12 protein-coding genes are annotated in these 14,833 nt (G+C 68.5%); 7 read left to right on the forward strand and 5 right to left on the reverse strand.

The window, feature by feature from the left end; translation table 11 throughout:
* Window positions 1–337: 337 nt before the first annotated feature.
* The 4 genes from ACTJKF_RS21945 to ACTJKF_RS21960 form a co-directional block, all read right to left on the reverse strand.
* Window positions 338–1,564, reverse strand: a complete 1,227-nt coding sequence (locus tag ACTJKF_RS21945; RefSeq protein WP_440626050.1) for a patatin-like phospholipase family protein — start codon at window positions 1,562–1,564, stop codon at window positions 338–340.
* Between the two features lie 24 nt (window positions 1,565–1,588).
* Window positions 1,589–2,353: a PhaM family polyhydroxyalkanoate granule multifunctional regulatory protein gene (locus ACTJKF_RS21950; protein ID WP_440626052.1), complete on the reverse strand. Its 765-nt coding sequence runs from the start codon at window positions 2,351–2,353 to the stop codon at window positions 1,589–1,591.
* 79 nt (window positions 2,354–2,432) lie between these two features.
* Window positions 2,433–3,260, reverse strand: coding sequence for an enoyl-CoA hydratase/isomerase family protein (locus tag ACTJKF_RS21955; protein WP_440626054.1), 828 nt, complete (start codon window positions 3,258–3,260; stop codon window positions 2,433–2,435).
* Between the two features lie 139 nt (window positions 3,261–3,399).
* Window positions 3,400–4,392: a fumarylacetoacetate hydrolase family protein gene (locus ACTJKF_RS21960; RefSeq protein ID WP_440626056.1), complete on the reverse strand. Its 993-nt coding sequence runs from the start codon at window positions 4,390–4,392 to the stop codon at window positions 3,400–3,402.
* Window positions 4,393–4,519: 127 nt separating this feature from the next.
* On the opposite strand from ACTJKF_RS21960, the gene ACTJKF_RS21965 reads away from it, so the two are divergent.
* The 5 genes from ACTJKF_RS21965 (at window position 4,520) to metH (ending at window position 11,404) form a co-directional block, all read left to right on the forward strand.
* Complete coding sequence (locus ACTJKF_RS21965) at window positions 4,520–5,395, forward strand: IclR family transcriptional regulator (protein ID WP_440626058.1); 876 nt, start codon at window positions 4,520–4,522, stop codon at window positions 5,393–5,395.
* Between the two features lie 120 nt (window positions 5,396–5,515).
* Window positions 5,516–6,754, forward strand: coding sequence for a DUF3108 domain-containing protein (locus ACTJKF_RS21970; RefSeq protein ID WP_440626060.1), 1,239 nt, complete (start codon window positions 5,516–5,518; stop codon window positions 6,752–6,754).
* Window positions 6,755–6,998: 244 nt separating this feature from the next.
* Window positions 6,999–7,256, forward strand: a complete 258-nt coding sequence (locus ACTJKF_RS21975) for a BTH_I0359 family protein (protein WP_006477667.1) — start codon at window positions 6,999–7,001, stop codon at window positions 7,254–7,256.
* 319 nt (window positions 7,257–7,575) lie between these two features.
* Window positions 7,576–8,643 carry a homocysteine S-methyltransferase family protein gene (locus ACTJKF_RS21980; protein ID WP_440626062.1) on the forward strand — a complete coding sequence of 356 codons (1,068 nt, stop codon included), beginning with the start codon at window positions 7,576–7,578 and terminating at the stop codon, window positions 8,641–8,643.
* Between the two features lie 43 nt (window positions 8,644–8,686).
* Window positions 8,687–11,404, forward strand: coding sequence for a methionine synthase (gene metH / locus ACTJKF_RS21985; RefSeq protein ID WP_440626064.1), 2,718 nt, complete (start codon window positions 8,687–8,689; stop codon window positions 11,402–11,404).
* Between the two features lie 117 nt (window positions 11,405–11,521).
* On the opposite strand, the gene ACTJKF_RS21990 is transcribed toward metH, so the two are convergent.
* On the reverse strand, window positions 11,522–11,845 hold the full coding sequence (locus tag ACTJKF_RS21990) for a DUF1840 domain-containing protein (protein WP_009693452.1): 324 nt from the start codon (window positions 11,843–11,845) through the stop codon (window positions 11,522–11,524).
* Between the two features lie 201 nt (window positions 11,846–12,046).
* Here ACTJKF_RS21990 and argS point away from each other — a divergent pair, with 201 nt between their 5' ends.
* Together argS and ACTJKF_RS22000 are read left to right on the forward strand one after the other, a co-directional pair.
* Window positions 12,047–13,828, forward strand: a complete 1,782-nt coding sequence (argS, locus tag ACTJKF_RS21995) for an arginine--tRNA ligase (protein ID WP_440626066.1) — start codon at window positions 12,047–12,049, stop codon at window positions 13,826–13,828.
* 117 nt (window positions 13,829–13,945) lie between these two features.
* A complete protein-coding gene (locus ACTJKF_RS22000; RefSeq protein ID WP_440626068.1) occupies window positions 13,946–14,824 on the forward strand; it encodes an SPOR domain-containing protein in 879 nt (292 codons plus the stop codon).
* Window positions 14,825–14,833 lie beyond the last annotated feature (9 nt).

Raw genomic sequence — 14,833 nt, forward strand, 5'->3', positions numbered from 1 at the left:
GGCGGCCGCGCGCCGCCTTGAAGCACGCCGCGGCCCCGCTCCGCTCGAACGGAACCGACCGCGCGTGCCTGATGTGGGGGCCGGCGCTGGCCGGCTCGTTGGCGAGCCGGCCTCGACGCCGCGCGGCTCCCGGACGGGCGCCCGTGCGGCTGCCGGATGGCAGGCTGCTCGATATGGTATATACGGCGGCGGCCATGATAGCACGCGTGCATGACGGTTCCGAGACGCCGGCCCGGTCGCGCGCGGCCAACCGCGCTGTGGCGATCGGTCGCGGGCGGCCGTCGCGAAAACGCAACCGATCTGTAAGCCAGATCGCCTTGGCGCGTGCGTCGGCGCGTCAGACCCGTATTTCGCCGGCCGCGCGACCGCCTTGCGGCGACGTGCCGGCCGCCGGCGCGCTGCCGCCGTCGGCGCGCGCGATCCAGTCCGCCAGCGTGTCGCGCTGCGCGCGTCCGTCGCGGTAGCCGAGCTCGATCAGCTCGCGCGTAAAGGCCTCCTCGAACAGCAGATAGCTTGCGAACGACGCGCCGGCCGGCTGGCTGCCGCCGATCGCGCCGAGCAGCCCGCGCATCGTCGCCGGCATCTGCTTCAGGTGTTTCGCGGCGATCAGCTCGATGCGCTCGGACGGCGCGATCGCGAGCACGTCCACGTGCCGCCAGCCGCTGTCCACTTCGACCTGGTGCGGCAGGTGCTCGATCATCCGGTTGATGTGCTCGATGCGCTCGATGTCCGCGCCGATCGAGTCGAGAAACACGCTCGCGAGCACCTGCTGGCCGATCTGCGCGAGCGACGGATAGCCGCGCACCAGCCCCGAGCCGTTCGCGGCCGGAATCTCGGGCCGCGGATCGGCCGCGCCGACCACGACGATCCGGTCCGCGCCGAAGTGGATCGCCGGCGACAGCGGCGCGACCTGCCGGATCGACCCGTCGCCGAAGTACTCGACCTGCCCGTCGAGCACGAGCGGCACGGCCGGGAACACGAACGGAATCGCCGACGACGCGAGCAGGTGCGACGCCGACAGGTCGACGAGCCGCGCGGTGCGCTGGGCGCGCCGCCATGCCTGGATCGGCTCGGCCGCCTGGTAGAAAGTCAGGTGCCGGCCGCTCGAATAGCTGAGCGCCGTCACCGAGAGCGCATGCAGCAGGCGCCCCTCCAGCATCTGCTCGATCCGGTGGAAGCTCAGCTCCCGTTGCAGCAGGTGCGCGAGCGGCGTGTTGTCGAGCAGCCCGCGCGGCGAGCGGCGCGACGCCCAGCCGAAGGTCATCGTCGCGAGCCAGCGGGCGCCCGCCGCCGCGATGCCGAGCCAGTCGGTGCGATACACGTAGTCGGCACGCAGCGGCTCCCAGAATTCGAGCAGGCGCCGCACGCCGTGCGAGAAATCGTCCGCGTGGCTCGCGATCGACGTCGCATTGATCGCGCCGGCCGACGAACCGCAGATCACCGAGAACGGCAGCGTATGCCGATGCGGATCGGCCTCGCGCGCGATCTCGGACAGCGCCTTCAGCACGCCGACCTGATAGGCGGCGCGTGCGCCGCCCCCCATCAGAACGAGCGCGAGTCGCATGATCGACCTGCTATCCGGCGCGCGTCACGTCGAGCGCTTCGGCGGACGCGTGGCGGGCGACGAAGCGGCCGCCGCGCGTGCCGCGGCCGAACCGGCCGGCTTCGCGCGCTTCGCGGCCGGCTTGCGCGGCGCGGCAGCGGCAGCCGCAGCCGGTGCTGGCTGTGTTGCCGAAGCCGACTGTGCGGCAGCCTGCGGCGCGTCACCCGGCGCCGCGGACTGCACGCCCGGCTGGGCCACCGCGAGGCTCGCGAGCTGGTTGAACTGCGCCTGCAGCAGGTTCCACCAGCCGGCCGGGTCGAATGCCTGCTGCGCGGCGTCGCCGGCCGGCGGCGCGTCCGCGGCGTCGGCGGCCGCCGCGGCATCCGGTGCTGGCTGCGCAGCGTCGCGCGGTGCGGAAGCCGCTTGCGCGGCCGCAACCGCCGCTTCCTCCGCCGCCGACATCGAGCTCTGCGCGAACGCGCCGAACGCGCGCAGCGTCGCGAGCGTCGCGCGCTGCACCTCGAGCGCCTGGATCGCGGACTGCAGCATCCCGAGATTGAGCTTGAGCCATTGCTCGACCGCGCGCAGATCGGTGATCCGCTTGTCGAGCTCCTCGACGCTCGTGAGCGGCGCCATCATGTCGGACATGCTCGACAGCGATGGCGGCAGCCCCGACCCGGCGCCGGGAAACGACGCCATCCCGCCGAACGGCGACATCCGCATCATGTCCCACATCCGGTCGAGCATGTCGGCGGGCTTGAAACCGGCAAAGCCGGCGAAAGGATTGGAGCCGGAGGCATCGGTCGTCATACGGGCATCCTGGTTGACTGGGTGAGCGAAGCGGCCCGCACGTGACGTGCGGGCATCTCTGGTTCGATGATAGCGCGCCTCAGAACGGGGCGTCGCAGGGGAACTCGGGTGGGCGCCGCTCGCGCAGCGAGCGGATGCCTTCCTGCACGTCGGGCCCGGAGAAGCCCATGAATTCGAGTGCGAGCGACGTATCGAACGTCGGCCCGGCACTGCGCAGCCAGTTGTTCAGCGCGTACTTGGTCCAGCGGATCGCCGACTGCGATCCGTGCGCGAGCCGCTCCGCGACTTCGTATGCCTTCGGCACCAGGTCGGCCGGCTCGACCGCGAGCGACACGAGGCCGATCCGCTCGGCCTCCTCGCCGCTCACGGGCTCGCACAGCAGCAGGTAGTACTTCGCCTTCGCCATCCCGCACAACAGCGGCCACACGATCGCCGCATGATCGCCGGCCGCGACGCCGAGCCGCGTATGGCCGTCGATGATGCGCGCATCCTTCGCGGCGATCGAGATGTCGGCGAGCAGCCCGGCGACGAGCCCCGCGCCGACGGCCGGGCCGTGCATCGCGGACACGATCGGCTTGCTGCAGTTGATCACGTTGTAGACGAGGTCGCGCGCCTCGCGCCACACGCGGGCGCGCACGTCGAAGTCGTTGGCCATCGCCTCGACGAGCGCGAGATCGCCGCCCGCCGAAAAGCCCTTGCCCTCGCCGCGGATCACCGCGACGCGCGTGTCGGGATCGCGGTCGACGTCGCGCCAGATGTCGGCAAGCTCGCGATGCATGCGTTCGTTCGCGGTCGCGAGGCCGCTGCGGTTCGCGCCCTCGCCGCTCATCACGATGTCGAGCACGCCATGCTCGCGGCGCGTCACCTTCAGTGCTTCGTAACCGCCGTATGCGGCGAGATCGGCCATGCGCAGCTCCCGGGTTCTGGTCACGCTTTAGACGTTCGAAACGCCTGAAGCGAGTGTAGCCAAGCCCGCGCGGGCAAACATCGGGCGAAACCCGGCGCGCGGGCCGGGACCGGGCTTCGCGTCGGCTTGCGCGGATGCGTCAGGCCGCGCCGTCGGGCGGCGCGACCGACTGCTCGATCGCACCGAAGATCGATTTGCCGGCCGCGTCGACCATCTCGATGCGCACGGTGTCGCCGTAGCGCATGAATTCGGTCTGCGGCGCGCCGTGCTCGATCGTCTCGAGGCAGCGCTTCTCGGCGATGCAGCAGTAGCCGCGCTTCGCGTCCTTGTTCGACACCGTGCCCGAGCCGACGATCGAGCCGGCACGCAGGTTGCGCGTCTTCGCGGCATGCGCGACCAACTGGCCGAAGTGGAACACCATGTCGGTGCCGGCGTCGGGCTGGCCGACCTTCTTGCCGTTCCAGTGGACGACCATCGGCCGGTGCACGCGGCCGTCGCGCCATTCGTCGCCGAGCTCGTCGGGCGTCACCGCGACCGGCGCGAACGCGGTGGCGGGCTTGCTCTGGAAGAAGCCGAAGCCCTTCGCGAGTTCGGCCGGAATCAGGTTGCGCAGCGACACGTCGTTCACCAGCGTGACGAGCCGCACGGCCTTCAGCGCGTCGTCGGGCGATGCGCTCATCGGCACGTCGCCGGTAATCACCGCGACTTCGGCCTCGAAGTCGATGCCCCATTCCTCGGACGGGCACACGATGTCGTCGCGCGCGCCGAGGAAATCGTCGCTGCCGCCCTGGTACATCAGCGGATCGGTCCAGAACTCCGGCGGCATCTCGGCGCCGCGCGCACGGCGCACGAGCTCGACGTGGTTCACGTACGCGGAGCCGTCGGCCCACTGGAACGCGCGCGGCAGCGGTGCCATGCAGTTCGCCGGATCGAACGCGAACGCGTGGCGCGCGCGGCCGTGGTTCAGCGCGTCGTACAGGTCGCGCAGTTGCGGCGCGTAGAACGCCCAGTCGTCGAGGACGCGCTGCAGCGTCGGCGCGATCGCATCGGCGATCGCCGCGGTGTGCAGGTCGCGCGACACGACGATCAGCTGGCCGTCGCGCGTGCCGTCCTTCAGCGATGCAAGTTTCATGGGGTATCTGCCGTTGTAGTGACGATGGAGGGAATCTATTTTACGATGGTGAATCCGTGCGGCGCGTCACGATCGTGCACGCCGTTTTCGTCCCGACCCTTGCCGCCTTGTCGCGCCCCCGTTGCCCATGCCCGCCAGCCCGATTCCCGACGACGACCTCGCTGATTCCGATACCGACGACGCCGGCTCCGGCGAGCACGGCGAAGGCGGCGAGAAGCTCCGTTCCGGCATCCAGTCGATCGAGGTCGGCTTCCGCCTGCTCGACGTGCTGACGAGCGAGCCGCGCGCGATGATGCTGCGCGACCTCGCGCAACGCGCGGGCATGAGCCCGGCGAAGGCGCACCGCTATCTGGTCAGCTTCTCGCGGCTCGGCGTCGTGTCGCAGGATCCCGTGTCGGGCCGTTACGAGCTCGGCGGCTTCGCGCTGCAGATGGGGCTTGCGCGGCTCGCGCGCGTCGACGGCGTGAAGCTCGCGCGGATCGCGCTGACCGAATTGCGCGACCGCGTCGACCAGACGGTCGGCATCGCGGTGTGGGGCAACCAGGGGCCGACGATCGTGCACTGGATGGAATCGAGCCATCCCGCGAAGGCGTCGCTGAAGCTCGGCGACGTGATGCCGCTGCTCGGCTCCGCGACGGGCCTGCTGTTCGCCGCGTACCTGCCGCGCAGCAAGACCGCGGCGATGCTCGAACGCGAACTCGCCGATACGCGCCGCTCGCCGCATCACGTCGGCCCGCGTACGCTCGACGAGGTCGACGCGGTGCTCGCCGACGTGCGCGCCCATCAGGCCGCGCGCGTCGAAGGCATGCTGCTGCCGACGATCCACGCGTTCTGCATGCCGGTGTTCGATGCGGTCGGCGAACTCGCGCTCGCGGTCGTCGCGCTCGGCCAGGAAGGGATGTTCGACATCGCATGGGGCGGCGAGATGGACACCGCGCTGCGTGCATGCGCGCAGAAACTGTCTTACGAACTCGGCTATAGTCCGGACGCGCGCGACGCCTGACGCGCGGGGCGACACCCGTGCGATGTCCCGCGAACGTGCGGCACATCCGGCGGTCCGATGGCTGTGACGCGCGTCGCGCACGACTCGCCACGATCGCCCCAACCCTGTTCCGTTTCGCCGATGCCGCCTGCCGACACCCGTCCTCGTCATGCCCTGCCCCGCCACTGGCTGCGCGCGGGCGTCGCGCTCGTCGTCGTGCTGGTGCTGCACGCGCTCGCGGCATTGTGGCTCGCGCGCAACCGCGAATCGTTCACGCCGCCCGCGCCCGCCGCGATACCGGTGCAGATCGAACTGCTGAAGCCACGGCCGATCGCGCGCCAGCCCGAAGCGAAGCCGGTCGAGCATCCCGCCGAGCCCGCGCCCTCGGCCGCGAAGCCTGCCGCCGCCGCACCCAGACCCGCGCCGTCGCAGGAACCGGTCCTGACGTCGACGCAGACGGCCGAGCACGGCGAGCCGCCGCCGGCCGCCGCGTCCGCCGCGAACGGCACGTCGGGCGCATCCGGCACGCATGCGGCATCGGCCGCCGACGCCAGCGGCGCTGCGACGCCGGGCCCCGCGACGAACGGCGTGAAATTTTCGGCGCCGCCGTCCGGCGATCTGCAGTACGACACGTTCTACAACGGGATGCAGAACATGATCGGCACGATTCACTGGCGCACCGACGGCCACACCTACGATCTGTCGGTGTCGATGCCCGTGCCGTTCGTCGGTCCGTTCACCTATCGCAGCGAGGGCCGCATCGACGCATTCGGCGTCGCGCCCGACCGTTACGTGGAACAGCGCGGCAAGCGGCCCGAGGACATCGCGATCTTCAACCGCGAGATCCACCAGGTCGTCTTCACGCGCACGCCGAACAACGCGCCGCTGCCCGACGGCGTGCAGGATCGCTTCAGCATGCTGATGCAGTTGTCGGGGCTCTTGCGCGGCAATCCGTCCGCGTACCAGCCGGGCGTCACGCAGCAGTTCTTCGTGATCGACAACAACAGCGGCGAGACCTGGCCGATCACGGTGATCGGCGACGAGAACGTGCAGACGCAGGCCGGCAACATCCGCGCACGCCACTTCATGCGGCTGCCGCGCCGCGAGGGCGACACGCGCCGCATCGACATGTGGCTCGCACCGTCGCTGGGCTGGTTGCCCGCGCGTCTCGTACAATCGGAACCGAACGGTGCGCAGATCGAGCTGCTGTGGCACGGCCCGCTCGCGCCGCCGGACGCACCGGCCGACGTCGCACCCGCAGGAGGCACGGCACCTGCGCCCGTCACGGCATCGGCGCCCGTCGCACCGGCCGCCGGGCAGGCACAACCCGTGCAGCCGCCTGCATCGCCGGCACCGGTGTCGACGCCGTCCGCGCCGTGACGATCGACGGATCGGCAATTTCGACCGATTAAAGCATTCGCGGAAATGGCCGATGACACTCTTTAACAACTATTTCAGTACACCGGCTCACAATAAGAAACGTTTGATAGACATCGACTTCCAACCGATACACCCCACGCAAACGGGAGAACGGGGTGTGCAGCGCAAGCCCCTTGAAACCGGCAAGGCCTGCCCCACCTACGGGACAACAAGGCCAGATGCCACTGCGAAGAGGAGTGCCGCCATGCAAATGATCTACAACAGCCCCAACTACTGCGTCGTCGAATTTGCGCCGCAGGCCGGTCACCATCTGATGAATGCCGGCGGATACGAAATCGTCGACAAGAACGCGCAGCGCGAGATCTTCATCGACGGCGAACTCGCCGAGCGATTCCGCGCACACGTGAAACAGCTGATCGAGGATGAACCGTCGCTCGACGAAGTGGACGAATTCCTCGGACAGTTCGACAGCCTGATGATGATGCCCGTCGTCCTGCACTGACGACCGCGGCCCGGCGCGTCGCCGGGCCATTCGCCGCGCGTGGCGCGGCACCGCGAGCACTCCGATCCAAGCCCCCGTCCGGTTCGCCGGGCGGGGGTTTTCGTTTGGTGCGGCCGGTGCGCGACGCCTGCACGTCCGGGCGCGCCTTCGTTGCGCAGGCAACGCCCGCCGCGCCGCGCCAGGCCTGCACGATTGCCTGCACCCCGAGCGCGTGCGCAACCCGCGTGCCGCGCCGCCCGCCCCGCGCCGCGCGAGGCCGGGCGGCGCCCCGGCGCACCGGCTACAATGACGGTTTTCCCGTCTTCGCCGGTCTTCCGCCATGTCTGCGACCCCTCTCGCCGCTTCCGCCCCGCCCGACGCGTCCTACACGCGCGGCGCCGAACTGCCCGCGCTGCTGAAATCGCGCATCCTGATCCTCGATGGCGCGATGGGCACGATGATCCAGCGCTACAAGCTCGACGAGGCCGCGTATCGCGGCGAGCGCTTCAAGGACTTCGCGCGCGACATCAAGGGCAACAACGAGCTGCTGTCGCTCACGCAGCCGCAGATCATCCGCGAGATCCACGACCAGTACTTCGCGGCCGGCGCCGACATCGTCGAAACCAACACGTTCGGCGCGACGACGGTCGCGCAGGCCGACTACGGGATGGAAGACCTCGTCGTCGAGATGAACGTCGAATCCGCGCGGCTCGCGCGCGAATCGGCCGCCCAATACGCAACGCCGGACAAGCCCCGCTTCGTCGCGGGCGCGATCGGGCCGACACCGAAGACGGCCAGCATCTCGCCGGACGTCAACGACCCGGGCGCGCGCAACGTCACGTTCGACGAACTGCGCGACGCGTATTACCAGCAGGCGAAGGCGCTGCTCGACGGCGGCGTCGACCTGTTCCTCGTCGAGACGATCTTCGACACGCTGAACGCGAAGGCCGCGCTCTTCGCGCTCGACGAACTGTTCGAGGACACCGGCGAGCGCTTGCCGATCATGATCTCGGGCACCGTGACCGACGCGTCGGGCCGCATCCTGTCGGGCCAGACGGTCGAGGCGTTCTGGAATTCGCTGCGCCATGCGAAGCCGCTCACGTTCGGCCTGAACTGCGCGCTCGGCGCGGCGCTGATGCGCCCGTACATCGCCGAGCTCGCGAAGCTCTGCGACACCTACGTGTCGTGCTACCCGAACGCGGGCCTGCCGAACCCGATGAGCGACACCGGCTTCGACGAAACGCCGGACGTCACGTCGGGCCTCCTGAAGGAATTCGCGCAGGCCGGGCTCGTGAATCTCGCGGGCGGCTGCTGCGGCACGACGCCCGAACACATCGCCGAGATCGCGAAGGCGCTCGCCGACGTGAAACCGCGCCGCTGGCCGAGCCAGTACAGCGACGCCGCCTGACCCGACCGCATCAACGCCCTACTTCACACGAATTCGCACCGCCATGACCGATCACATGATGCGCCTTGCCGGCCTCGAGCCGTTCAACGTCACGTCCGGGACGCTCTTCATCAACGTCGGCGAACGCACCAACGTCACCGGCTCGAAGGCGTTCGCGCGAATGATCCTCAACGGCCAGTTCGACGAGGCGCTCGCCGTCGCGCGCCAGCAGGTCGAGAACGGCGCGCAGGTGATCGACATCAACATGGACGAGGCGATGCTCGATTCGAAGGCGGCGATGGTGCGCTTCCTGAACCTGATCGCGTCGGAGCCGGACATCGCGCGCGTGCCGATCATGATCGACTCGTCGAAGTGGGACGTGATCGAGGCCGGCCTCAAGTGCGTGCAGGGCAAGGCGATCGTGAACTCGATCTCGCTGAAGGAAGGCGAGGCGGCGTTCCGCCACCACGCGAACCTGATCCGCCGCTACGGCGCGGCCGCGGTCGTGATGGCGTTCGACGAAACCGGCCAGGCCGACACCTACGAACGCAAGACCGAGATCTGCAAGCGCTCGTACGACTTCCTCGTGAACGAAGTCGGCTTCCCGCCGGAAGACATCATCTTCGACCCGAACATCTTCGCGGTCGCGACGGGCATCGAGGAGCACAACAACTACGCGGTCGACTTCATCGAGGCGACCCGCTGGATCAAGCAGAACCTACCGTACGCGAAGGTGAGCGGCGGCGTGTCGAACGTGTCGTTCTCGTTCCGCGGCAACGACCCGGTGCGCGAGGCGATCCATACCGTGTTCCTGTACCACGCGATCCAGGCGGGGATGGACATGGGGATCGTGAACGCGGGCCAGCTCGGCGTGTACGCCGACCTCGACGCGGAGCTGCGCGAGCACGTCGAGGACGTGATCCTGAACCGCCGCGCGGATTCCACCGACCGCCTGCTCGAGATCGCCGACAAGTTCAAGGCCGGCGGCGCGAAGAAGGAAGAGAACCTCGAGTGGCGCAACCAGCCGGTCGAGAAGCGGCTCTCGCATGCGCTGGTGCACGGCATCACGACCTTCATCGTCGAGGATACCGAGGAAGTGCGCGCGAAGATCGATGCGGCGGGCGGCCGTCCGATCAACGTGATCGAAGGCCCGCTGATGGACGGGATGAACATCGTCGGCGACCTGTTCGGCCAGGGCAAGATGTTCCTGCCGCAGGTCGTGAAGTCGGCGCGCGTGATGAAGCAGGCCGTCGCGCACCTGATCCCGTTCATCGAGGAAGAAAAGCGGCTGCTCGCGGAAGCGGGCGGCGACGTGCGCGCGAAGGGCAAGATCGTCATCGCGACCGTGAAGGGCGACGTGCACGACATCGGCAAGAACATCGTGTCGGTCGTGCTCCAGTGCAACAACTTCGAAGTGGTCAACATGGGCGTGATGGTCCCGTGCAACGAGATCCTCGCGAAGGCGAAGGTCGAGGGCGCGGACATCATCGGGCTGTCGGGCCTCATCACGCCGAGCCTCGAGGAAATGGCGTACGTCGCGTCCGAAATGCAGCGCGACGACTACTTCCGCGTGAAGAAGATTCCGCTGTTGATCGGCGGCGCGACGACCTCGCGCGTGCATACGGCCGTGAAGATCGCGCCGCACTACGAAGGCCCGGTCGTCTACGTGCCGGATGCGTCGCGCTCGGTGTCGGTCGCGTCGAGCCTGCTGTCGGACGAAGGCGCGGCGAAGTACCTCGACGAACTGAAGTCCGATTACGACCGGATCCGCGACCAGCACGCGAACCGCAAGGCACAGCCGATGGTCACGCTCGCCGAGGCGCGCGCGAACAAGACGAAGGTCGACTGGGCCGGCTACCGGCCGGTCAAGCCGAAGTTCATCGGCCGCCGCGTGTTCAAGAACTACGACCTGAACGAGCTCGTGAATTACATCGACTGGGGCCCGTTCTTCCAGACCTGGGATCTCGCGGGCCCGTACCCGGCGATCCTGAACGACGAGATCGTCGGCGAATCGGCGCGGCGCGTGTTCTCCGACGCGAAGTCGATGCTCGCGCGCCTGATCCAGGGCCGCTGGCTGACCGCGAACGGCGTGATCTCGCTGCTGCCGGCGAACACGGTCAACGACGACGACATCGAGATCTACACCGACGACTCTCGCTCGGAAGTGCTGCTCACGTGGCGCAACCTGCGCCAGCAGAGCGTGCGTCCGGTGGTCGACGGCGTGATGCGCCCGAACCGCTCGCTCGCCGACTTCATCGCACCGAAGGAATCGGGTGTCGCCGACTACATCGGGATGTTCGCGGTGACGGCCGGCCTCGGCGTCGACGTGAAGGAAAAGCAGTTCGAAGCCGACCACGACGACTACAGCGCGATCATGCTGAAGGCGCTCGCCGATCGTTTCGCGGAAGCGCTCGCGGAAGCGATGCACGCACGCGTGCGCCGCGAGCTGTGGGGCTATGCGAGCGGCGAGACGCTCGACAACGACGCGCTGATCGCCGAAAAGTACGCCGGCATCCGCCCGGCGCCCGGTTATCCGGCCTGTCCCGATCACCTCGTGAAACGCGACATGTTCACCGCGCTGCGCGCGGACGAGATCGGGATGAGCGTGACCGATTCGCTCGCGATGCTGCCGGCCGCGAGCGTGTCGGGCTTCTATCTCGCCCATCCGGACAGCCGCTACTTCTCGGTCGGGAAAATCGGGCAGGATCAGCTCGACGACTACGCGCAGCGGATGGCGCTGTCGCTCGACGACGCGCGCCGCGCGCTCGCGCCGCAACTCTGATCCGCATGCGGCCGGGGCACCTCGCCGCCCCTTTGGTCAGACGAAATAAAAAAGCCCGCTTCGCGCGGGCTTTTTCTCGTCTTACTACTAACCTTTCGTACTCTCGGGCAACGACGCTCAGAACCCCCAATGCACGTCGGCCTCGCCCGCCTTCGCTTCGCGCAGCATCGTGAGGAACGGTGCGACGCGCTGCGCCAGGCTCGGCGGCACTTCGTGGTGCGCGTGGTCGGCGTCATCCTCGTGGAAATGGCCGGCGTGCTCGGCGCGCTCCTGCTTCGCCTGCGCGACCGCGCCTTCCAGCTTCGCGATCGCGTGGTCCAGTTCGTCGTGCGTAATGACACCGCGTTCGCCCAGTTGCTTGCCGACGAGGCCCAGCACGTATACAGCGAAATCCTTCAGCACGTCGAGATCCTGTGCCGCCTTGCTCTTGAACGTAATCATGACAATTCCCTTTTCATCTTGTTGTGCCTGCGCGGCGCGGTTGGGGGGACGCCGGCAAACCGGCGTCCGGCCTCGCGGACGCGGGACGCCTGAGCGGCATATTAGCACCTGTTAAAATTCTGCGATCCCTGAAACGCGCGCTTAAAAAGCGCGCCGGCCGGCCGGCGTTTCCGGCCGCCACCAACGAAGCCTTCTACCAGCATGCTGCCAGCACACAAACAGACCCTCGAAGCCCTGCTCGCGGATAGCGTCACGCAGGTCGCACACGCGCTGAAAGGCGCCGACGCTGCGTTCGTCGCCCCGGCCATCACGCTGGAGCGCCCGAAGGTCGCCGCGCACGGCGACGTCGCGTGCAACGTCGCGATGCAGCTCGCCAAGCCGCTCGGCACGAACCCGCGCCAGCTCGCCGAGCAGATCGTCGCCGCGCTCACGGCCCAGCCGGCCGCGCAAGGCCTCGTCGACGCCGCCGACATCGCCGGCCCCGGCTTCATCAACCTGCGCCTGAGCGCCGCCGCGAAACAGGCGGTGATCGCCGCCGTGTTTGCCCAGGGCCGCGCCTTCGGCACGTCGGACCGCGAAAAGGGCAAGCAAGTGCTGCTCGAATTCGTGTCGGCCAACCCGACCGGCCCGCTGCACGTCGGCCACGGCCGCCAGGCGGCCCTCGGCGACGTGCTCGCGAACGTGATCGCGAGCCAGGGCTACGCGGTGCACCGCGAGTTCTACTACAACGACGCGGGCGTACAGATCGGCAACCTCGCGATCTCGACGCAGGCGCGCGCGCGCGGCCTGAAACCGGGCGACGCGGGCTGGCCGGAGGCCGCGTACAACGGCGAATACATCGCCGACATCGCGCGCGACTACCTGAACCGCGAGACGGTCGCGGCAAAAGACGGCGAGCCGGTCACGGGCGCGGGCGACATCGACGATCTCGACGCGATCCGCAAGTTCGCGGTCGCGTACCTGCGCCACGAGCAGGATATGGACCTGCAGGCGTTCGGCGTGAAATTCGACCAGTACTACCTCGAGTCGTCGCTGTACAGCGAAGGCCGGGTCGAGCAGACGGTCGACGCGCTGGTCAAGGCCGGCATGACCTACGAGCAGGACGGCGCGCTGTGGCTGCGCACGACCGACGAAGGCGACGACAAGGATCGCGTGATGCGCAAGTCGGACGGCACGTACACGTACTTCGTGCCGGACGTCGCGTATCACGTGACGAAATGGCAGCGCGGCTTCACGAAGGTCATCAACATCCAGGGTTCGGACCACCACGGCACGATCGCGCGCGTGCGCGCCGGCCTGCAGGGGCTGCACGTCGGCATCCCGAAGGGCTATCCCGACTACGTGCTGCACAAGATGGTCACCGTGATGCGCGACGGCCAGGAAGTGAAGCTGTCGAAGCGCGCGGGCAGCTACGTGACGGTGCGCGACCTGATCGAATGGTCGGGCGGCGCGGTGCCGGGCCAGGAAGCCGCACCCGACCTGATCGACGAGGCGACCATCACGCGCGGCCGCGACGCGGTCCGCTTCTTCCTGATCTCGCGCAAGGCCGATACCGAGTTCGTGTTCGACATCGATCTCGCGCTGAAACAGAACGACGAGAACCCGGTCTATTACGTCCAGTACGCACACGCGCGGATCTGCTCGGTGCTGAACGAACTGAAGTCGCGCTACAACGTCGAAGCCGCGCAGCTGCCGGGCGCCGACCTGTCGCAGCTCGCGAGCCCGCAGGCCGTGTCGCTGATGCAGAAGCTCGCCGAGTATCCGGACATGCTCACGCACGCGGCGAACGAACTGGCGCCGCATGCGGTTGCGTTCTACCTGCGCGATCTCGCTGGTGAATTCCACTCGTTCTACAATGCGGAGCGCGTGCTGGTCGACGACGAAGCGCCGCGCAACGCGCGCGCCGCGCTCCTCGCCGCAACCCGGCAGGTACTCGAGAATGGCCTGGCGGTGCTCGGCGTGTCCGCGCCCGCCAAGATGTAACGATGTAAGCGGCCCGAACCGGGCTGCAAATGGCCGCGGCAGCGCCCGTTGCCGGATGCCCGTCGCCGGATGCCCGTCGCAGCCTTTTCACGATTCTTTTTGCAGGTGACTCAAGCAATGGCACAACCACGCCGAACTTCGAAGCAATCGAAACAAGCCGGAGGGACATTTCTTGGAATCGTGCTGGGCCTGATCGTCGGCCTCGCGATCGCGGTGGTGGTGGCGCTCTACATCACGCGTTCGCCGTCGCCGTTCGTGTCGAAGGTCGCGCCGCCGCCGGCCGACACCGGCGCGAGCCAGCCGCAGCAGTTCGACCCGAATCGCGCGCTGCAGGGCAAGACGCCCGGCCAGCCGGTGCCGCAAGCCGCGCAACCCGCGCCGCCCAACACCGCGCCGGGCCAGGCCGCGAACCAGACCCAGGGCGGCCTGCTGCCCGAGCCGCAGATCGTCGAAGTGCCGCCGTCGGGCAACGCGAACGGCGCCTCCAGCGGCTCGAGCAACACCACCGCGTCGAACAATGCGTCGTCGGGCAACGGCGTCGCCGTCGCACCGAAGCCGGCCGAGAACACGCCGCCGCCGAAGAAGGCGCAGCAGCAGCAGCAAGGCGGCGAGGACGACCTCGCGCGCTTCGCCGCGCAGAAGCAGGCGCAGCAGGCTGCCGCGCAGAAACAGCAGCAGGTCGCGAACAACACGCCGAAGCCGACGTCGTCCGCGACGGCCGCCGCGGCAGCGAAGCCGCCGACCGCGAACGACGCGAACACCGGCTACTTCCTGCAGGTCGGCGCGTACAAGACGGAAGGCGACGCCGAGCAGCAGCGCGCGCGGCTGGGCTTCCAGGGCTTCGAATCGAAGGTGTCGAAGCGCGATGTCAGCGGCGTGACCTATTTCCGCGTGCGCGTCGGCCCGTTCTCGAAATTCGAGGAGATGAACTCGGCCCGTCAGCGCTTGTCCGATGCAGGTGTCGATACGGCGGTGATCCGCTTCACGAAGCAGTAAGCAACCGGC

The organism is Burkholderia sp. 22313, assembly GCF_052045245.1.
Classification (GTDB): domain Bacteria; phylum Pseudomonadota; class Gammaproteobacteria; order Burkholderiales; family Burkholderiaceae; genus Burkholderia.